A 22353-nucleotide genomic window follows, 5' to 3' on the forward strand; every position below is an offset into this window, starting at 1 on the left:
GGCCCGGACTTTGGGGGAAGAGTGCCTGTTCCCGTTCCCGACGACGCGCGCCTGCCGCTGACGGCAGCCCAACTCGGCATCTGGTTCGCCCAGGCTCGGGACCCGCGCAGCCCCGTCTTCAACACCGGCGAATACGTCGAACTCACCGGCCCGCTGGACGCCGACCGCTTCGAGCGGGTGCTGCGCGAGGTCATCGCCCGCACCGACGCGCTGCGGCTGCGCTTCCACACCGACGCCGACGGGACGGTCACCCAGAGCGCCGACCCGGACCCCGCGTACACCGTCCACCGCGTCGACGTCAGCGGGGCCCCCGACCCGGCCGCCGCCGCCGACGCCTGGATGCGCGACGTCATCGCCCGCCCCCTCGACGTCACCGCCGGCCGGCCCCTGTTCACCCAGGCGCTGTTCACGCTGGGGGAGGGGCATCACCGCTGGTTCCAGCACGTGCACCACCTCCTCCTCGACGGCTACGGCTTCCGGCTCGTCGCCGAGCGGGTCGCCCGCGCCTACACCGGGACCGACGGCCCCCTCGACGGCTCCGTGAGCGAGCTGACCGCCGCGGAACAGGCCTGGCGCGACTCACCCGCCCACGACCAGGACCGCGCCCACTGGCTCGCCGCGCCCCGCACCGTGCCCGTGACCCTGGCCGGGTCCACCGCGCCCGCCGTGCCGCACGCCCGGCGGCGCACCGCCTTCCTCGGCCCGGAGGTGCTGGCCGGCCTCCACACCGTCGCCGCCGCCGCCGAGACGGCCTGGCCGGTCGTCGTGCCGGCCGCCGTCGCCGCGTATGTGCAGTGGCTCACGGGGGAGCCGGGCATCACGCTGAGCCTGCCGGTGGCCGCACGCCTGACCCCGCCGGCCCGCCGCACCCCCGGCACCGTCGCCCATGTGCACCCGCTGTACGTCGAACCGCGGCCGTCCGCCCCGCTCGTCGACCTGGTCGCCGCCGTCCGCGACGCGTTGGTGCCCGTCCTGCGCCACCAGCGCTGTCCGCAGGAGGAGGTGCGCCGCGAACTCGGTCTGGTGGGCGCGACCTCGCACGGCCCCGTCGTCAACGTGATGCCCTATCAGCGGGCCCTGGACTTCGGGCAGGTGCGCGCCGCGGTGCACCCGGTGTCCACGGGACCCGTCGACGACCTGAAGTTCTCCTTCTACGAGGAGCCCGGCGACGCCGGTCTGCGCATCGACGTCGAGGCGAACCCGGACCTGTACGGCGAGACCGACACGGATGCCCACCTGGAACGCTTCACCCGCTTCCTGCGCGCGCTGGCCGAAGCCGGCCCCGATGTGCCGCCGGCCCGGCTGCCCGGTGAGGAACAGCCGCCCGACGGCGCCGCCCCCCCGGCCCCGGCCCCCGGCGACACCCTGCACGCCCTGTTCGCGGCCCGCGCCGCCGCCACCCCCGACGCCGTCGCCGTCAGCCACGAGGGCGAGCACCTCACCTACGCCGAACTCGACACCCGAGCCAACCGCCTGGCCCACCACCTCGTCACGGCCGGCGCCGGACCCGACCGGCTCGTCGCCGTCACCCTGCCGCGCTCCCTCGACCTGGTCGTCGCGCTGCTCGCCGTCCTGAAGTCCGGAGCCGCCTACCTGCCGCTCGACCCCGACTACCCGGCCGACCGGATCGCGTGGATGCTGCAGGACGCCCGGCCCGTCCTGGTGCTCGGGCCCGAGGCGATGGCCCGGGACCTGAGCGGCCACCCGGACACCGACCCGGGCGCGGCCGTGGCCACAGGCCACCCCGCGTACGTCATCTACACCTCCGGCTCCACCGGCCGGCCCAAGGGTGTCGTCGTCCCGCACGCCAACGTGGTGCGGCTGTTCTCCGGCACCGACCACTGGTTCGGCTTCGGGCCCGACGACGTGTGGACGCTCTTCCACTCGTACGCCTTCGACTTCTCCGTCTGGGAGATCTGGGGCGCCCTGCTGCACGGCGGCCGTCTCGTCGTCGTCCCGTACACCGTCAGCCGCTCACCCGGCGACTTCCTCGACCTGCTCGCCCGCGAGCGGGTCACCGTGCTCAACCAGACCCCTACCGCCTTCCACCAGCTGGACACCGCCGACCGCGAGCGCGGAGCCGACGCGCCGCCACTGGCCCTGCGCCACGTGGTGTTCGGCGGCGAGGCGCTGGAGCCCGCACGGCTCGCCGACTGGTACGCGCGGCGCGGCACCGCCGCCCGGCTGGTCAACATGTACGGCATCACCGAGACGACCGTGCACGTCACCTGCGCCCCGCTCGGCCCCGAGCACGCGGTGCCCGGCACCGCAAGCCTCGTCGGCGGCGCCCTGCCCGACCTCGGCACCCGGGTCCTGGACGCGGCGCTGCGACCCGTACCGGCCGGATTCACCGGTGAGCTGTACGTGTCCGGGGCCGGTCTGGCCCGCGGCTACCTGCGCCGTCCCGCCCTGACCGCCGAGCGCTTCGTCGCCGACCCCTACGGACCGCCCGGCTCCCGCATGTACCGCACCGGCGACCTGGTGCGCCGCCTCGACGACGGCACCTTCACCTACCTGGGGCGCGGCGACGACCAGGTGAAGATCCGCGGCTTCCGCGTCGAACTCGGCGAGATCGAGAACGCGCTGGCCGCCCACCCCGGTGTGGCCGAGGCCGCCGTCGTGGTCCGCGAGGACCGGCCGGGCGACCAGCGGCTCGCCGCCTACGCCGTGCCCGTCGCCGGCCGCGCTCCCGAACCGGCCGACTGGCGCCGGCTGCTCGCCGCGACACTGCCCGCGCACTGCGTGCCCGCCTCCTTCACCCCGCTCGACGCGCTGCCGCTGACCGCCAACGGCAAACTCGATCGCACCGCGCTGCCCGCCCCCCTCACGCCCGCGGACGACACCGCGCACCCGGAACCCGCCGCCGGGCCCGAGGAAGAGACGCTGCGTCAGGTCTTCGCCGACGTCCTCGGCCTCGGCGGCGGTGCCCGGATCGGCGGCAGCAGTGACTTCTTCGCCCTCGGCGGGCACTCCCTGCTGGCCGGGCGGCTCATCGGCACCGTGCGCGAGCGGCTCGGCGTCGAACTCACCGTGCAGGACCTCTTCGAGGCCCCGACCCCGGCGGCGCTCGCCGCCCGCGTGGCCGGCGCCGCCCGCGCCGCCCGGCCGCCCCTGCGCCCTGTGCCACAGGGCGACGAGCTCCCCATGTCCTACGCGCAGCACCGCATGTGGGTCCTGCGCGAGGTCGAAGGGGCCGCGCCCACCTACAACATGCCGCTGGCGCTGCGCGTCACCGGTCCGCTGCACCGCGGCGCGCTGGGGGAGGCCCTGCGCGACCTCGTCATCCGCCACGAGAGCCTGCGCACCGTCTACCCCCGCGGCGAGCGCGGCGCCGCCCCGCGGCTGCTGCCGCCCGAGGAGGCCGGGCCCCGGATCGTCGAGTCCGTGAGCGAGCCGGACGAGCTGCCCGCGGCGCTCACGGCCGCGGCCCGCACGCCCTTCGACCTCGACCGCCAGCCTCCCCTGCGCGTGCACCTGTTCACGCTGCCCGACGGGGACACGGTGCTGCTGCTGCTGATGCACCATGTGGCCGGGGACGGCTGGTCGCTGCGTCCCCTGCTCGCCGACCTGTCCACCGCCTACCGCGCCCGGCTCGCCGGGCACGCGCCCGACTTCCCGCCGCTGCCGGTGAGCTATGCCGACTTCGCCGTCTGGCAGCGCGAACTGCTCGGTGACGAGCGGACCGACGACAGCCTCGCCGGACGCCAGCTCGCCTACTGGGAACGGACCCTGGCGGGCCTGCCCGACCAGCTGGACGTCCTCGCCGACCGGCCCCGCCCGCCGGTGGCCGAACACCGCGGCGGCTCCGTCCCGCTCGGCATCGACCCCGCACTGCACGCCCGGATCGACGCGTTCGCCCGTGAGCGGGGAGCCACCTGCCACATGGTGCTCCAGGCCGCGCTGGCCGCCCTGCTCACCCGGCTGGGCGCGGGCACCGACATCCCCATCGGCTGTCCGACCGCCGCCCGCCCGGACAGCGCCCTCGACGGTCTGGTGGGCTTCTTCGTCAACCCGGTCGTGCTGCGCACGGACACCTCCGGTGACCCCTCCTTCACCGAACTCCTCGCCCGCGTCCGCACCGCCGCCCTGGGCGCCTACGCCCACCAGGACGTGCCGTTCGACCGGGTGGTGGAGCGCCTTCAGCCCGAACGCTCCGCCGCCCGCCACCCGCTGTTCCAAGTGGTCCTGTCCTACCAGGACTTCGAGGCCCGTGCCGAGCTGAGCGGCCTGCACGTCCGGCGCGAGCCGGTCGACTTCGGCGTGGCCAAGTTCGACCTCACCTTCAACCTCGTCGAGCACCGGACCGATGCCGGCCGGTTCGCGGGGATCGACGGCGATCTCGAGTACGACGTCGCGCTGTACGACCGGACCACCGCCGAGTCCGTCGTGCGCCGCCTTCTGACGTTGCTGGACGCGGCCGTCGCCGCCCCGGACGCCCCCGTCGGCGGGCACGACCTGCTCGACGCCACGGAGAGCGAACTGCTCGCCCACTGGAATGACACGGCCTGCCCCGTCCCGGCCGGCGGGCTCGCCGAGCAGTTCGCCGCGCAGGCTGCCCGCACCCCCGACGCCGTCGCCGTCGCCGACGACAGCGGCCGCGCACTCACCTACGCCGAACTCGACCTGCGGTCCGGGCGGCTCGCCCGCCGGCTCGCCGCCTCCGGCGTCGGCCGCGAGTCCGCCGTCGCCGTCCTTCAGCAACGCTCGGCCGACCTGGTCGTGTCCCTGCTCGCCGTCCTGCGCGCGGGCGGCTTCTACGTGCCGCTCAACACCCGCTACCCGGCCTCCCGGATGCGCCTGATCACCCGCGACGTCGGCGCGCGGGTCCTGCTCACCGACAGCGCCACCGACGCCGAGCACGCCTGCGCCTCCTGGGCGGGCGACGCCGAGGTGCTGGTCGTCGACGCGCTGCCCGACGAGGGCGACGCGCTGCCCGTCGTCCCCGTGCACCCGCACCAGCTCGCGTACGTCATGTACACCTCTGGCTCCACCGGCGACCCCAAGGGCGTCGCCATCACGCACGGCGATGTCGCCGCGCTCGCCGCCGACCGCTGCTGGCGCACCGGCAACCAGGAACGCGTGCTGCTGCACTCGCCGTACTCCTTCGACACCTCCCAGTACGAGCTGTGGGTGCCGTTGCTGTCCGGCGGCGCCGTCGTCGTCGCACCGCCCGGCGACCTGGACACCCGGGCCCTGGAACGGGCCATCGTCGACGGCGGGGTCACCGGCATGTGGCTCACCTCCGGCCTGTTCAACCTGCTGGCCGAGGAGTCCCCGGGCTGCTTCACCGGCGTACGCGAGGTGTGGACCGGCGGCGACGTCGTCTCGCCGGCCGCCGTCAGCCGGGTACTCGACGCGTCCCCGGCCACGATGGTCGTCGACGGCTACGGGCCGACCGAGGCCACCACGTTCGCCACCCACCACTTCATGCGGGCGCCCTGGCAGCAGGAGACCACCGTCCCCATCGGCACCCCCCTCGACAACACCACCTGCCACGTCCTCGACGACCGGCTGCGCGTCGTGCCGCCCGGCGTCACCGGCGAGCTCTACATCGGCGGCGCCGGCCTGGCCCGCGGCTACCTCAAACGGCCCGGCGCCACCGCCGAGCGGTTCGTCGCCGACCCGTTCGCGTCCGCCCCGGGCGCCCGCATGTACCGCACCGGCGACCTCGTGCGGCGCCGTCCCGACGGGGTCCTGGAGTTCCTCGGCCGCGCCGACCACCAGGTCAAGGTGCGCGGCTTCCGCATCGAACTCGGGGAGATCGAGTCCGTGCTGGGCGCCCACCCGCGCGTCGCCCAGTGCGCCGTGCTGGTGCGCGAGGACCGGCCCGGCGACAAGCGGCTCGTGGCCTACGTCGTCGCCGCACCCGGCGCAGGAGCCGACGCGGCCGCGCTGCGCACGCACGTCGCGGCCGCGCTGCCCGACTACATGGTGCCCGCCGCGTTCGTGGGCCTGGACGCGCTGCCGCTCACACCCAACGGCAAGCTCGACCGGCGGGCCCTGCCCGCCCCGGACTTCGGCGCCGCCGACGCGGCCGGCCGCGCACCGCGCACCCCGCGCGAGGAACTGCTCACCGTGCTGTTCGCCGAGGTGCTCGGCGCCGGCGAAGTCTCCATCGACGACAGTTTCTTCGACCGGGGCGGCGACAGCATCATGGTCATCCAGCTCGTCGGCAAGGCTCGCCGCGCCGGGCTGGCCCTGAGCGCCGCGCAGATCTTCGAGCACAAGACGGTCGCCGCGCTCGCCACCGTTGCCGAGTCCCTCGCCGAGGAGCCCGGCCTGCCCGGGCAGGGCGCCCTCGCCGCGGCGGCGACCGGCGAGGTGCCGCTCACCCCGATCATGCACTGGCTGCGTGAACGCGGCGGCCCCGTCGAGGCGTTCAGCCAGTCGATGGTGGTCGCGGTCCCGCCGGACCTGGGCGAGGCCCGGCTGGTCGCGGCGGTGCGCACACTCATCGACCACCACGACGTGCTGCGCGCGGTGTTCTCACGCGGGGACGACGCCGGCGGCGCCTGGTCCATGCGCATCGACGCCCCCGGCGGGGTACGCGCCGAGGACTGGGTGCGCCGCGTGGACGCCACCGGTCTCGACGACGCGGCGCTGCGCGCCCTGGCCGCCGAGCAGGCGGCGGCCGCCCGGGACCGGCTCGATCCGTTCGCCGGCCGCAACGGCCAGGCCGTCTGGCTCGACGCGGGCCCCGGCCGGCCGGGCCGGCTGCTGCTGACCCTGCACCACCTGGTCGTCGACGGCGTCTCCTGGCGCATCCTGCTGCCCGACCTCAAGGAGGCCTGGGAGGCCGCGGAGCCCGGCGCCACGGGCGTCCTGCCGCCCGTGGGCACCCCCTTCAGGGCCTGGGCGCACCACCTCGCCGCGGAAGCCGCACGCCCCGCCCGCAGCGCCGAACTCGCCCTGTGGACGCAGGCGTTGGCGGGCGGTGGCGCCCCCGTGACCGTACAGCCGCTCGACCCCGCCCTCGACACCGTCGCCACCGCCCGCAGCCTCAGCCTCGATCTGGACACGCAGACCACGTCCGCGTTGCTCACCACCGTCACCGCCGCGTTCCACGGGCGCGTCGACGACGTGCTGCTCACCGCCTTCGCGCTCGCCGTCGCCGACTGGCGCCGGCGCCGCGGCCTCGGCGACACGGACGCCGTCCTCATCGACCTCGAAGGGCACGGTCGTGAACCCGGCGACAGCGGCGCCGAACTCTCCCGCACCGTCGGCTGGTTCACCAGCATGTACCCCGTCCGTCTCGACCCCGGCCCCCTCGACCGCGCCGACGCCCTCGCCGGCGGCCCCGCCGCCGGACAGGCCGTCAAGCGGATCAAGGAGCAGCTGCGCGAGATTCCCGACGGCGGCATCGGTCACGGGCTGCTGCGTCACCTCGACGTCCGCGCCGGCCGCAGCCTCGCCGCGCTCGCACCGCACGGCACTCCCGCCCTCGGGTTCAACTACCTGGGCCGGTTCCCGGGCGAGGACGGCGGCCTGTGGACCGCCGCCCCCGACGCCGACGCGATCGGCGACGGCTCCGGCCCCGGCCTGCCGCTGGCCCACACCGTCGAGGTCAACGCGCTGACCCGCGACGAGAGCGCGGGCCCCCGCCTGCGGGCTGTGTGGACCTGGGCGGGCCGGCTCCTCGACGAGGCCGCCGTGCGCGACCTCGGCGAGAGCTGGTTCCGCGCCCTCGACGCCCTCGTCACCCACGCGATGCGTCCCGACGCGGGCGGCATCACCCCCTCCGACCTGTCCCTGGTCGCGCTCAGTCAGGACCAGATCGACCAGCTCGAAGCCGCTTGGAAGGTAGCCCGATGACGCAGTCCGGACTCGCCGACGTCCTGCCCCTGTCCCCGCTCCAGGAAGGTCTTCTCTTCCAGGTCACCTACGGTGCCGAGAGCGAGGGCACGGACGTCTACACCGTCCAGATGGTCTTCGAGCTGCGCGGCCCGCTCGTCGAGGACGACCTGAAGGCCGCCGTCCGCACCCTGCTGCGCCGCCACCCCAACCTGCGCGCGGGCTTCTGGCAGCAGAACGTCGAGCGGCCCGTCCAGTTCGTACCCCACGAGGTGCCGCTGCGCTGGCGCACCCGCGACCTCACCGCGCTGAGTGAGGAGGAACGCGAGCGCGCCGTCGCCGCGTACGTCGACGACGACCGTGCCGAGCGCTTCGACCCGGGCGCCCCGCCGCTGATCCGCTTCGGCCTGCTCGCCCTCGGCCCCGGCCACCACAAACTCGTCCTCACCACGCACCACCTCCTCCTCGACGGCTGGTCGATGCCGCTGCTCGTGCGCGAGCTGTTCACGCTGTACGGGCAGTCGGGAGACGACGCCGGCCTGCCGCCCGTCACCCCCTACCGCGCCTACCTGGGCTGGCTCGCCGAACGGGACGGCGACGCGGCCCGCTCGGCCTGGCGCACCGCCCTCGCGGACCTGGAGGGGCCGAGTCTGCTCGCGGCCGCCGGGGCCGGCCGGGGCGCCGCCGGAGGCGCGGCCCTGCCCGGCCAGATCTGGCACGAGACCGACGCCGCGACCACCACGAGGCTCACCGCCGTGGCCCGCTCCCTCGGCCTCACCCTCAACACACTGGTCCAAGGCGCCTGGGCGCTGCTCCTCGGCCATGAACTGGGCCGTGACGACGTCGTGTTCGGCGCCACCGTCGCCCACCGCCCGCCGGAGATCCCCGGCATCGAGTCGACCATCGGCATGTTCATCAACACCCTGCCGGTCCGGGTCCGCCTCCGCCCCTTCGAGACGCTCGGCGAGCTGCTGGGCCGCGTCCAGCGGGAACAGGCCGCTCTCATCGAGCACCGTCACCTGTCCCTCACCGAGGTCCAGGCGGCGGCCGGCACCGGCGAACTCTTCGACACGGTAGTGGTGTTCGAGAACTATCCGCTCGACCCGGCCGTCCTGCGCGGCGAGTCCCGGGGCCTGCGCCTGGCGGGATTCGAGGTCGGCGACGCCACGCACTACCCGCTGAGCCTGCTCGCCATCCCCGGCGACACCCTCCGCTTCCGTCTCGACCACCGCGGCGACGTCCTCGACGAGGCGGGCGCGCGGCGCCTGCTGCGCCGCCTCGACACCCTGCTCGACGGCATCGCCGAACACGGCGCCGACCAGTTCGTCGGCCGCCTCGACCTGCTGCCCGACGACGAACGCCGGCTGGTCGTGGAGGACCTCGACGCGAGTGGCCACCCGGCCCCGCGGCGCACCCTGCCCGCCCTGTTCGAGGAGCAGGTGGCCCGCACCCCCGACACCACGGCCCTCGTCGTCGGAGCGCAGCGCCTGACGTACGCCGAGCTGAACACCCGCGCCAACCGGCTCGCCCGCCACCTCGTCGAGCGCGGCGCGGGCCCCGAGCGCATCGTCGCGCTGCGTCTGCCCCGCTCCCTCGACCTGTACGTGGCCCTCCTCGCCGTCCTGAAGACCGGCGCCGCCTACCTCCCGGTGGACGTCGCCCTGCCGGCCGAGCGCATCGCGTTCATGATGGACGACGCCCGGCCCGCCGTCGTCCTCACCACCGAGGACATCGGCCCGGACCTGTCCGCCCACGCCGGAACCGATCTCACCGACGCCGACCGCACCGCGCCGCTGCTGCCGCAGCACCCGGCGTACGTCATCTACACCTCCGGCTCCACCGGCACCCCCAAGGCCGTCGTCATGCCGGGCGGCGCCCTGGCCAACCTGCTCGCCTGGCACGGGCGCGAGATACCCGGCCGTGCGGGCACGGCCGTGGCGCAGTTCACCACCATCGGCTTCGACGTCGCCGCCCAGGAGATCCTCGGCACCCTGCTCCACGGCAAGACCCTCGTCGTCCCCGCAGAGGACGTGCGACGCAGCGCCGAGCAGCTCACCGACTGGCTCGACACCCACGAGGTCGCCGAACTCTACGCACCGAACCTCGTCATCGAGGCCGTCGCCGAGGCCGCCGCCGAAGCGGGCCGCACCCTGCCCGCGCTGCGCCACATCGCCCAGGCCGGCGAGGCACTGGCGCTCGGCGCCACCGTGCGCGCGTTCGTGGCCGCCGTGCCCGGCCGACGGCTGCACAACCACTACGGGCCCGCCGAGACCCATGTGATGACCGGCACCGCCCTGCCCGAGGACCCGGCGGCCTGGGGCGAGAGCGCCACGATCGGCGGGCCAATCCCCGGCGCCCGGGCGTACGTCCTGGACAGCGCGCTGCGCCCGGTGGCGCCCGGCGCCGTCGGCGAGCTGTACCTGGCCGGGGCGGGCCTCTCACGCGGCTATCTGAACCGGCCCGTGCTGAGTGCGGCCCGCTTCGTCGCCGACCCGTACGGCGCTCCCGGCACCCGGATGTACCGCACCGGCGACCTCGCCCGCCGGACCGCGGACGGGCAGCTGGAGTTCGCGGGCCGCGCCGATCACCAGGTCAAGATCCGCGGCTTCAGGATCGAGCCCGGCGAGATCGCGGCGGCGCTCACCGACCTGCCGGCCGTCGCCCACGCCGCCGTCCTCGCCCGTGAGGACCGGCCCGGCGACAAACGGCTCGTCGCGTACGTCGTCCCGGCGCACGGCCCCGTCGACCCCACCGCCCTGCGCGCCCGACTGGCCGAGCGACTGCCCGAGTACATGGTCCCCGCCGCGATCGTCGTCCTCGAGGCGCTGCCGCTCACGCCGAACGGCAAGCTCGACCGGGCAGCACTGCCCGCGCCCCGGGTGACCACGGCACGGCGCGGGCCGCGCTCGCCTCGCGAGGAGATCCTGTGCACCCTCTTCGCGGCGGTCCTGAACATCCCGCAGGTCGGCATCGACGACAACTTCTTCGACCTGGGCGGGCACTCGCTGCTCGCCACCCGGCTCATCAGCCGTATCCGCACCGTCCTCGGCGCCGAGGTCTCCCTGCGCGACCTGTTCGAGGCGCCGACCGTCGCCGGGCTCGGCGACCGCCTGGACGGCGCGGCGGGGGCCCGCCCCGCCCTGGAGCCCGCTGCCCGCCCCGACCGGTTGCCGCTGTCGTACGCCCAGCGCCGCCTGTGGTTCCTTGGCCGTCTGGACGGCCCCAACAGCACGTACAACATCCCGCTGGCCCTGCGGCTGCGCGGGGACCTGGACCGGGCCGCACTGCGCGCCGCGCTCGCCGACCTGAGCGCCCGCCACGAGACGCTGCGCACCCGCTACCCCAGCCACGCGGGTGAGCCCTACCAGCACATCGTGCCGCCCATCGAGGCCGTGCCCCCGCTCGACGTCGTGCCGGCCGAGGAGGCCACGCTCGCCGACCGGCTCTGCGAGGCCGCCGCCCATCCCTTTGATCTGACGCGCGAACTTCCCCTGCGCGCGACGCTGTTCGAGCTCGGCGAGCGCGAGCACGTGGTGCTCCTGGTGCTGCATCACATCGCGGGCGACGGCTGGTCCCTGGCGCCGCTCACCCGTGACCTCGGCCGCGCCTACGCCGCTCGCCGCGCCGGCCGGGCCCCCGACTTCGCGCCGCTGCCCGTGCAGTACGCCGACTACACGCTGTGGCAGCGCGACCTGCTCGGCGACGCGGACGACGCACAGTCGCTCCACGGCGCCCAGCTCGCGCACTGGCGTGAGGCGCTGAAGGGCTCGCCCGCCCATCTGGAGCTGCCCACCGACCACCCCCGGCCCGCCGTCGCGAGCCACCGCGGCGAGACCGTGCCGCTGCGGATCGGCGCCGAGCTGCACGAGAAGCTGACCGCGCTCGCGAAGGCCGGCGACAGCAGCCTGTTCATGGTGTTGCAGGCCGCGTTCGCCGCGCTGCTGACCCGGCACGGCGCGGGCACCGACATCCCGGTCGGCAGCCCGATCGCGGGCCGCACCGACGACGCCCTCGACGACCTCGTCGGCTTCTTCGTGAACACGCTGGTGCTGCGCACCGACACCTCCGGCGACCCCACGTTCGCCGAACTCCTCCAACGCGTACGGCGGTTCGACCTCGCCGCGTACAGCCACCAGGACCTGCCGTTCGAGAAACTGGTCGAAGAGGTCAACCCCGAGCGCACCCTCGCCCGCAACCCGCTCTTCCAGGTCGTCCTCGCCCTCCAGTCCATGCCCGCCGCCGACCCGGCCCTGCCCGGCCTGGACGTCGCCGCCGAGCCGGTCCGCGTCGGCTTCGCCAAGTTCGACCTGGGTCTCGCCGTCGTCGAGGAGCACACCCCCGACGGCGCCCCGGCCGGTATCCGCGGCGACTGGGAGTTCAGTACGGAACTCTTCGAGCGCGCCACCGTCGAGGCGCTCGGCGAGCGCCTGGTGCGGCTGCTCGACGCGGTCGCCGACGACCCGCGGCGCACGATCGGCTCCATCGATCTGCTCGGCGCCACCGAGCGCCACCGGCTGCTCGTCGACTTCAACGCCACGGCGGACGGCCCCGCCCCGCGGGAGGCCACCCTCACCGCGCTCTTCGAGGAGCAGGCCGCCCGCACCCCCGACGCCACCGCCCTGGTCATGGGGGAGCGCTCGCTCACCTACCGTCAGGTCGATGCCCACGCCAACCGGCTCGCCCGCCACCTCGTCGCGCAGGGCGCGGGACCGGAGCGGATCGTCGGCCTCAGGCTGCCCCGCTCCCTGGACCTGATCACCGCGCTGCTCGCGGTGTGGAAGGCCGGCGCGGCCTACCTCCCCATCGACCCGGACTATCCCGCCGACCGCATCGCCCACATGTGCGCGGACGCCCGCCCGGCGCTCGTCCTCGACGCGCTGCCGCCGGACCTGGCCCGCTATCCGGACACCCGCCTCACCGACGCCGACCGCCGCGGTCCGCTGCTGCCCCAGCACCCCGCGTACGTCATCTACACCTCCGGCTCCACCGGCCTGCCCAAGGGCGTCGTGGTGCCGCACCGGGCCGCCGCCGCGACACTGCCCGCGCAGGCCGCGGTCTTCGGCCTCGGCCCGCACAGCCGCGTCCTCAACTTCGCCTCGATCAGCTTCGACGCGGCGCTGTGGGAGCTGACCTCCGCCCTGCTCACCGGCGCCGCACTCGTCCTGGGAACGCCCGACGAACTGCTGCCGGGGCCCGGTCTGACCCGTCTCGTACGCGACCGGGGCGTCACACTGATCGCCCTTCCGCCGAGCGCCCTTCCCGCGCTGCCCGGCGACGGCCTGCCGCCCGGCACCGACCTGATCGTCGCGGGCGACGTCACCGCCCCCGACCAGGCGGCCCGGTTCGCCCCCGGCCGGCGCATGGTCAACGCCTACGGACTCACCGAGACGACCGTGTGCGCCACGATGAGCGAGCCCCTCGCCGGCGCCGCCGTGCCGCCGATCGGCCGCCCCGTCGACGGGGCACGCGTGTACGTCCTGGACGAGCGCCTACGGCCCGTGCCGCCCGGCGTCACGGGCGAGATGTACGTGGCCGGCGCCGGGCTCGCCCGCGGTTACCTCGGCCGCCCCGAGCTGACCGGCCAGCGGTTCGTGCCCGACCCGTACGCCCTGCTCTTCGGCGAGACCGGCGCCCGGATGTACCGCACCGGTGACCTCGCCCGGCTGCGCGCCGACGGCCAGTTGGAGTTCGCCGGCCGCGCCGACCAGCAGCTGAAGATCCGCGGCTTCCGGGTCGAACCCGGCGAGGTCGAGGCCGCGCTCACCGCGCACCCGTTGGTCGCCGCCGCCGCCGTCGTCGCCCGCGAGGACGAGCCCGGCGACAAGCGCCTCGTGGCCTACCTGGTGCGCGACCCGCACGGCGGACAGCGGGACGCGGCCGCCGGTGCCGAACAGGTCGGCATGTGGCAGGCAACGTACGAACAGCTCTACGAGGCCGAACCGGGACGGGAGTTCGGCGAGGACTTCTCCGGCTGGAACAGCAGCTACACCGGCGAGGAGATCCCGCGCGCCGAGATGCGGGAGTGGCGGGCCGCGACCGTCGAGCGCGTCCTCGCGCTGCGGCCGCGCCGCGTCCTGGAGATCGGCTGCGGCACCGGCCTGATCCTGTCGCAGGTCGCCCCGCACGTGACGGAGTACTGGGGCACGGACCTGTCGTCGAGCGTCGTCGACCAGCTGCGCTCCCACCTGGACGCCCGGCCCCAGCTGGCCGCGAAGGTCACCCTCCGCGCCGCCGCGGCCCACGAGACGGACGGGCTGCCCGAGGGGAGGTTCGACACGATCGTCGTCAACTCCGTGGTCCAGTACTTCCCGAACGCCGACTACCTGGCCGAGGTGCTGCGTGCGGCCGCCCGGCTGCTCGCCCCCGGCGGCACGATCTTCCTCGGCGACATCCGCAACCTGCGGACCCTGCGCACCTTCCGCACGGCCGTCGAACTACGCCGCGCGGGCGCCTTCGCCGATCCGTCGGCGGTGCGCCGCGCCGTCGAGCAGTCCCTCGTCACCGAGAAGGAACTCCTCCTCGACCCGGACTTCTTCACGGACCTCGCCGCGTCCGAGCCGCTGCTCGCCGGCGCCGACATCACCCTGCGCACCGGCACCCACCACAACGAGATGAGCCGCCACCGCTACGACGTGACCCTGCGCCGCGCCCCGGCGCCCGGCACCGCCCGCATCCCGGCCCGGACCCTGTCGTGGGGCGCGGACCTCGGCACGCCCGAAGCGCTCGCCGACGCCCTGCGCGCGGGCGGCCCCGTGCGCGTCACCGGCATTCCGAACGCCCGGCTCGTACGCGAGATCGCGGCGTGCGAGGCGCTCACCGGGCCTGCGGCCGACGAGGCCGCCGCCCTGCTGGACGCTCCCGTGCCCGCCGGGGCCGTCGACCCCGCCACCGTTCACGCCCTGGGCGCCCGGTGTACCTGGGGAGCCCGGGACGACACCTTCGACGTGTACACGGGCGACGGACCGGCCTACGTCCCGCGCGGCGGCGACCGCCCGCTCGCCAACGACCCCGCCCACGGCACCGAGCTCACCCGCCTCACCGGAGAGCTGCGCGACCTCGTCGCCGCCCGGCTGCCCGCCCACATGGCGCCCGCCGCCTACGTCCTGCTCGACGCCCTGCCGCTGACGGCCAACGGCAAGCTCGACCGGGCCGCGCTGCCCGCCCCCGACCGGGGCGCCGAGGCCACCGGGCAGGAGCCGCGCACCCGCCGCGAGGAGATCCTGTCCACGCTGTTCGCCGAAGTGCTCGCCCTGCCCAAGGTCGGCATCGACCGCAGCTTCTTCGACCTGGGCGGACACTCGCTGCTCGCGACGCGGCTGCTCAGCCGCATCCGTACCGTGCTGGGCGCCGAACTCGCCGTCCGTGACCTGTTCCAGGCGCCGACCGTCGCCGCGCTCGCCGAACGCATCGACGGCGCCCAGGAGGCCCGCCCGGCGCTGACCGCCCGCACCCGCCCCGACGAAGTGCCGCTGTCCTTCGCCCAGTACCGGCTCTGGTTCCTCCACCGGGTGGAAGGCCCCGGCCCCACCTACAACATCCCGATGAGCCTGCGCCTGACCGGCGACCTCGACCGGGACGCGTTGCGCGCCGCCCTGGCGGACGTCACGGCCCGCCACGAGGCGCTGCGCACCGTCTATCCCGAGCGCGGCGGCGTACCGCGCCAGCAGATCCTCGAACCCACCGCGCCCGCCTTCGAGACCGTGGCCACCACCGCCGGCCGGCTCGACGCGGACCTCGCCGGCGCGGCCCGGCGCGGCTTCGACCTCGCCCATGAACTGCCGCTGCGCGCCACACTGTTCGAGCTCGGCGAGCGCGAGCACGTGCTGCTCCTGCTCATGCACCACATCGCCGGCGACGGCTGGTCGTGGCCGCCGCTCGCCCGCGACCTCACCGAGGCCTACGCCGCCCGCCGCGCCGGCCGCGCCCCCGACTTCGCGCCGCTGCCCGTGCAGTACGCCGACTACACGCTCTGGCAACGCGAACTGCTCGGCGACGAACACGACCCGGACAGCCGCTGCGCCAGCCAACTCGACTACTGGACCAGCGCGTTGCACGGGCTGCCTGAGGAGCTGGAGCTCCCCGCCGACCGGCCGCGGCCCGCCGTCGCCAGTCACCGCGGCGAGACCGTGCCGTTCCGGATCGAGCCCCGGCTGCACCAGCGCCTGGCCGCCCTCGCCGGGGAGCGCCGGGCCAGCTTGTTCATGGTGTTCCAGGCCGCGTTCGCCGCGCTGCTGACCCGGCACGGCGCGGGCACCGACATCCCGGTCGGCAGCCCGATCGCGGGCCGCACCGACGACGCCCTCGACGACCTCGTCGGCTTCTTCGTGAACACGCTGGTGCTGCGCACCGACACCTCCGGCGACCCCACCTTCCGTGAACTCCTCGACCGGGTGCGGGAGGCGGACCTGGCGGCGTACGCCCACCAGGACGTGCCGTTCGAGAAACTCGTGGAGCGGCTGCGTCCGGAGCGCTCCCTCGCCCGCCACCCGCTGTTCCAGGTCATGCTCGCCTTCCAGAACAGCGGCGAGGCCCGCCTCGCGCTGCCCGGTCTGACCGCCGAAGCGCTGCCGGTCGGCGTCGGCGTCGCCAAGTTCGACCTGCACCTGAGCATGGTCGAACAGCGCGCGGGGGACGGGGCACCCGGCGGCGTCCGGGCCGCCCTGGAGTACAGCACCGACCTGTTCGAGCGCACCACCGCCGAGGCACTGGTCGAGCGGCTGCTGCGCCTGCTCGACGCCGTCGCCGACGACCCCGGCATCACCCTGGGCCGCATCGAACTCCTCGACCCCGCCGAGCGGCGGCGGGTCCTGGAGGACTGGAACGAGACCGAGGCAAGGGAGAGGGCCGCGGATGCGCGCGTACCGGAGCTTTTCGAACATCAAGTGGCGCGTACGCCGACTGCTGTGGCGCTGGTGCACGGCGTTGAGTCGCTGACGTACGCCCAGCTCAACGCGCGGGCCAACCGGCTCGCCCGGTATCTCGTCGAGCGGGGCGCGGGTCCCGAGCGGATCGTCGCGCTGCGGCTGCCCCGCTCCCTCGACCTGTACGTCGCCGTCCTCGCCGTCCTCAAGTCCGGCGCCGCCTACCTCCCCGTCGACACGTCCTACCCGGCCGAGCGCATCGCGTTCATGATCGGGGACGCCCGTCCGGCCCTCGTCCTCGACGAGCTGCCCCAGGGCCTGGCGCGGTACGCCGACGACGACCTCACCGACGCCGACCGCACCGCGCCGCTGCTGCCGCAGCACCCGGCGTACGTCATCTACACCTCCGGCTCCACCGGCACCCCCAAAGCCGTCGTCATGCCGGGCACCGGCCTGGTCAACCTGCTGACCTGGCACGCCCGCCGGTTCCCCGGCGGACCGGGCGTGCGCACCGCCCAGTTCACGGCGATCGGGTTCGACTTCTCCGTGCAGGAAATCCTCTCGCCGCTGGTCACGGGAAAGGCACTGGTCGTGCCGGACGAGGACGTACGGCAGAGCGCCGAACTGCTCACCGCCTGGCTCGACGAGCAGCAGGTGTCCGAGCTGTTCGCGCCGAACCTGGTCGTCGAGGCGGTCGCCGAGGCGGCCGCCGAAGCGGGCCGCACGCTGCCCCGGCTCACGGACATCCTCCAGGGCGGCGAGGCGCTCACACCGACCGAGCGGGTCCGCGACTTCGCGTACGCGGTCCCGGGCCGGCGCCTGCACAACGTGTACGGTCCCGCCGAGACACACGCCGTCACCACCCACACCCTGCCCGCCGACCCCGCCGACTGGCCGGTGTCCGCGCCGATCGGCCGCCCCGTCGACCACGACCGGGTCTACGTCCTCGACAGCGCGCTGCGCCCGGTGCCGCCGGGCGTCACCGGTGAGCTGTACCTGGCGGGCGCGGGCCTTGCCCGGGGGTACCTCGGGCAGCCCGCCCTGACCGCCGCCCGCTTCGTCGCCGACCCCTACGGAGCCCCGGGCACCCGCATGTACCGCACCGGCGACCTCGGCCGCTGGAACACCGACGGACGACTGGAGTTCGCGGGCCGCGCCGACCACCAGGTCAAGATCCGCGGCTTCCGGGTGGAGCCCGCGGAGGTCGAGGCGGCGCTCACCGCCCACCCGCACGTCGTCCGCGCCGCGGTCCTGCCGCACGGCGACCGGCTCGTCGCCTACCTCGTCACCCGGGAAGGCGCCGACCTCGCGGACGTCCGGACCCGGCTGGCCGCGCGGCTGCCGGACTTCATGGTCCCCTCCGCCTACCTCGTCCTGGACGAGCTGCCGCTCACCCCCAACGGCAAGCTGGACCGGGCGGCACTGCCGGCGCCGGACGCGCCCGCCGCGGCGGGCCGTGCTCCGCGCGATCCGCGCGAGGAGGTCCTGTGCGGTCTGTTCGCGCAGGTGCTGGGAACCGCACAGGTCTCCATCGACGACAACTTCTTCGACCTGGGCGGGCACTCGCTGCTGGCGACGCGGCTGCTCAGCCGCATCAGGACGGTCCTGGGCGCCGAGGTCTCGCTGCGCGACCTGTTCGAGGGGCCCACGGTGGCCCGGCTCGCCGAGGCCGTGGCCGCCGCCGAGAGAGGGCGACGTCCCGCTCTGCGCCCCGCGGCCCGGCCGACGACACTGCCGCTGTCCTACGCCCAGCGCCGCCTGTGGTTCCTCGACCGCCTCACCGGCGGCGACCCCGGCTACAACATGCCCGTGGGCCTGCGACTGACCGGCACCCTCGACGCCTCGGCGCTCACCGCGGCGCTCGCCGACGTGACGGCCCGGCACGAGACGCTGCGCACCGTCTTCCCCGAAGGCGACGACGGTGATCCCCGCCAGCACGTCCTCGCCCCCGCCGACGCCCGCCCGGTCCTGCACCGCCGCGACACCGGCGAGGACCGGCTCGCCGCCGAACTGGCCGCCGAGGCCCGGTACTCCTTCGACCTCACCGCCGACCTCCCGCTCAGGGCCGTCCTGTTCCGCCTCGACGAGCGAGAGCACGTGCTGCTGCTCCTGCTGCACCACATCGCCGGTGACGGCTGGTCGCTCGCCCCGCTCACCCGCGACCTGATCACCGCGTACGAGGCACGCAGCCAGGGCCGCGCCCCCGCGTTCGCGCCGCTGCCCGTGCAGTACGCCGACTACACGCTGTGGCAGCGCGACGTGCTCGGCGACGAGACGGACCCGGCGAGCACCATCGCCCGGCAGAGCGCCTACTGGAAGGAGGCGCTGGCCTCCCTGCCCGACGAACTCCAGCTGCCCGCCGACCGGCCCCGCCCGGCCGTTCCGGCGCACCGCGGCGAGGCGGTCTTCCGCACCCTCGACCCGGTACTGCACCGGCAGCTGCTCGAACTCGCCCGCGCCGGCGGAGCCAGCCTGTTCATGGTGTTGCAGGCCGCGCTGTCCGCGGTCCTGACCCGGCACGGCGCGGGCACCGACATCCCGGTCGGCAGCCCGATCGCGGGCCGCACCGACGACGCCCTCGACGACCTCGTCGGCTTCTTCGTGAACACGCTGGTGCTGCGCACCGACACCTCCGGCGACCCCACCTTCCGTGAACTCCTGGAACGAGTACGGGACTTCGACTTGGCGGCGTACGCCAACCAGGACGTGCCGTTCGAGAAACTCGTGGAGGAACTCAGCCCCGGGCGCTCCCTGTCCCGGCACCCGCTCTTCCAGGTGCTGCTCGCCCTGCAGAACACCCCGGAGGCCGTCCTGGAGCTGCCCGGCCTGACCGCCCGGCACGAGGTGGTCACGCTCGGAGCCGCCAAGTTCGACCTGACGTTCAACCTGGCCGAGCGGCACACGGACGGTGTGCCCCAGGGGATCGACGCCGTCCTCGAATACAGCACCGACCTGTTCGACGAGGCCACCGCACAGGCACTCACGGACCGCCTGATCGCGTTCCTGCGGTACGTCGCCACCGACCCGGACACGCGCGTCACCGACGTGCCGATCCTGGGCGCCGGAGAGCGCAGCCTCGTGCTGACCGGCTGGAACGACACCGCGCACCGCCCCGGCCGGGCCGCCGCCGACGCCTCCCTGCCGCGGCGCGTCGCCGAGCAGGCCTCCCGCACCCCGGACGCCATCGCCGTCACCGAACCCCACGGCATCACGCTCACCTACGCGGAACTCGACGCGCGGGCCGATGCGCTGGCCCACCGCCTCGTCGCCGAGGGCGTCCGTCCCGAGACACCCGTAGCCGTCCTCCAGGAACGCTCGGCGCACCTCGTCGTCACCACGCTCGCCGTACTCAAGGCGGGCGGCGTGTACGTGCCGCTGCACACCGGATATCCCGAGGACCGGATGCGGCACGTCCTCGCGGACACCGGCGCGGCGCTGCTGCTCACCGACGGCGTCCACGCCGGGGCCGCCGCCCGCCTCGGCACCCGCACCCTCGCCGTGGACGCCGAGCCGGCCGTCGCACCGACGGCCGGGCGGACCGGCGCACCGGATGTCACCGTCCTGCCGGACCAGTTGGCGTACATCATGTACACCTCCGGCTCCACCGGCGTGCCCAAGGGCATCGGCATCACGCACCGCGACGCCATCGCCCTCGCCGTGGACCGCTGCTGGGAGACCACCGCCTCCTCGCGGGTCCTCATGCACTCCCCGTACGCCTTCGACATCTCCACGTACGAGCTGTGGAGCCCGCTGCTGGCCGGCGGCCGCATCGTCGTCGCGCCCCGGGGGGAGGTCGACGCGCGGTCCCTGCGGCGCGTCCTGCCCGAACAGGGGGTCACCTCGCTGCTGCTGACCGCCGGTCTGCTCGGTGTCGTCGCCGACGAGGCCCCCGAGGTCTTCGCGGGCGTCAAGGACGTGTGGACCGGCGGTGACGTCGTCCCGTCCACCGCCGTGCGCCGCGTCCTCGAGGCCTGCCCCGGCACCACCGTCAAGGTGCTGTACGGCCCCACCGAGATCACCCTCGGCTGCACCTGGCACCGCTTCACCGAGGCCGACGAGATCCCGGCCGCCGTGCCGATCGGCCGCCCCCTGGACGAGACCCGCGCGTACGTCCTCGACGAACGGCTGCGGCCCGTACCGCCCGGTGTCCCCGGCGAGCTGTACATCGCCGGCGCCGGTCTGGCCCGCGGCTACCTCGGGCAGGCCGTGCGTACCGCCGAGCGGTTCACGGCCGACCCCTACGCCGACCTCTTCGACGACGCCGGCGGACGGATGTACCGCACCGGCGACATCGCCCGGCGCAGCGCCGGCGGGACCCTGGAGTTCCTCGGGCGCGCCGACCAGCAGGTGAAGATCCGCGGCTTCCGCGTCGAACCGGGCGAGATCGAGACGGCGCTCGCCCGCCACCCCGGCGTGACCCGGGCCGCCGTCGTGGCCCGCCCCGGGCCCGGCGGGGACAAGGTGCTCGTCGCCTACGTGGTGGGCGAGGCGGTCCACGCCGACGAACTGCGCGCCGACCTGGAGCAGTCGCTGCCCGACTACATGGTCCCCGCCGCGTTCGTGCCGGTGACCGCCCTGCCGGTGACCCCCAACGGCAAGCTCGACCGAGCCGCGCTGCCGGAACCCGCATGGGGCGGCGGCAGCGGCCGGCTGCCGCGCGGGCCGCGCGAGGAACTGCTGTGCCGGCTGTTCGCCGAGGTCCTGGACACCGAGCGGGTCGGCATCGACGACAACTTCTTCGAACTCGGCGGACACTCCATGCTCGCCACCCGGCTCGTCGGCCGCATCCGGGCCCAGCTCGGCGTCGAGGTCGGCGTGCGGACCCTCTTCGAGGCCCCCACCGTGGCCGCGCTCGCCGCCCGTGTCGACGGCGGCTCACCGGCCCTGCACGACCCGTTCGGCGTGGTGCTCCCGCTGCGCGCCAAGGGCAGCGGAACCCCGCTGTTCTGCGTCCACCCCGCCGGCGGATTCGGCTGGATCTACTCCGGGCTGCTGCGCCACATCGACCGCGAGCAGCCGCTGTACGCGCTCCAGGCCCGCGGCCTGAGCCAGGAGGAGCCGCTGCCCGACGACATCGACGCCATGGCCCGCGACTACGCGGAGCACATCCGCAAGACCGTGCCCGAAGGCCCCTACGAGATCCTCGGCTGGTCCTTCGGCGGCCTCGTCGCCCACGCCGTCGCCACCCGGCTGCAGGCCGAGGGCGCCGAGGTGAGCCTGCTCGCCGTCCTCGACGGGTACCCCGACGCCTACGACGGCACCGAGCACGAGGTCGGCGAGGAACAGGTCCTCGCGATCCTGCTCAACGCCGCCGGCGTCGACCGGGCCGAGGCCTTCGGCGACGCGCCGCTGGAACGGGCCGCCGTCCTGGAGCGGCTGGGCGAGACCGGCAGCGCCCTGGCCAACCTCGACGACGCCTCGGTCAGCCGCATGGTCACGGTCTTCCTCAACAACACCAGGCTCATCGCGGACTTCCGGCCGCGCCGGTTCAGCGGCGACCTGGTGTTCTTCGGCGCCACCGTCGGCCGCACCGACCCGGGGCTCACACCGGACAAGTGGCGGCCCTACCTCTCCGGCCGCATCGAGGAGCACCACCTGGACACCGACCACGCCGGGCTCGCCCGGCCCGAGGCACTGGGCCGGATCGCCCGGACCCTGGCCGATCGCCGTGCCCCGCGGGCCGCAGACTGAACGATCGGAG

Annotated in this window: 2 protein-coding genes; both read left to right on the top strand. The window is 74.9% G+C overall.

The features are described from left to right. The first annotated feature begins 21 nt into the window (after positions 1–21). The gene (locus tag ACFY9E_RS38935) at positions 22–7812 is read left to right on the top strand and encodes an amino acid adenylation domain-containing protein (protein WP_390993168.1); all 7791 of its coding nucleotides are present in this window, start codon (positions 22–24) and stop codon (positions 7810–7812) included. Beyond that, positions 7809–22343, top strand: a complete 14535-nt coding sequence (locus tag ACFY9E_RS38940; RefSeq protein ID WP_390993170.1) for an amino acid adenylation domain-containing protein — start codon at positions 7809–7811, stop codon at positions 22341–22343. Before ACFY9E_RS38935 ends, ACFY9E_RS38940 begins: the two co-directional genes overlap by 4 nt. The last annotated feature ends 10 nt before the right edge of the window (positions 22344–22353 follow it).

It is taken from the genome of Streptomyces sp. NPDC012466 (assembly GCF_042955215.1).
GTDB lineage: Bacteria > Actinomycetota > Actinomycetes > Streptomycetales > Streptomycetaceae > Streptomyces.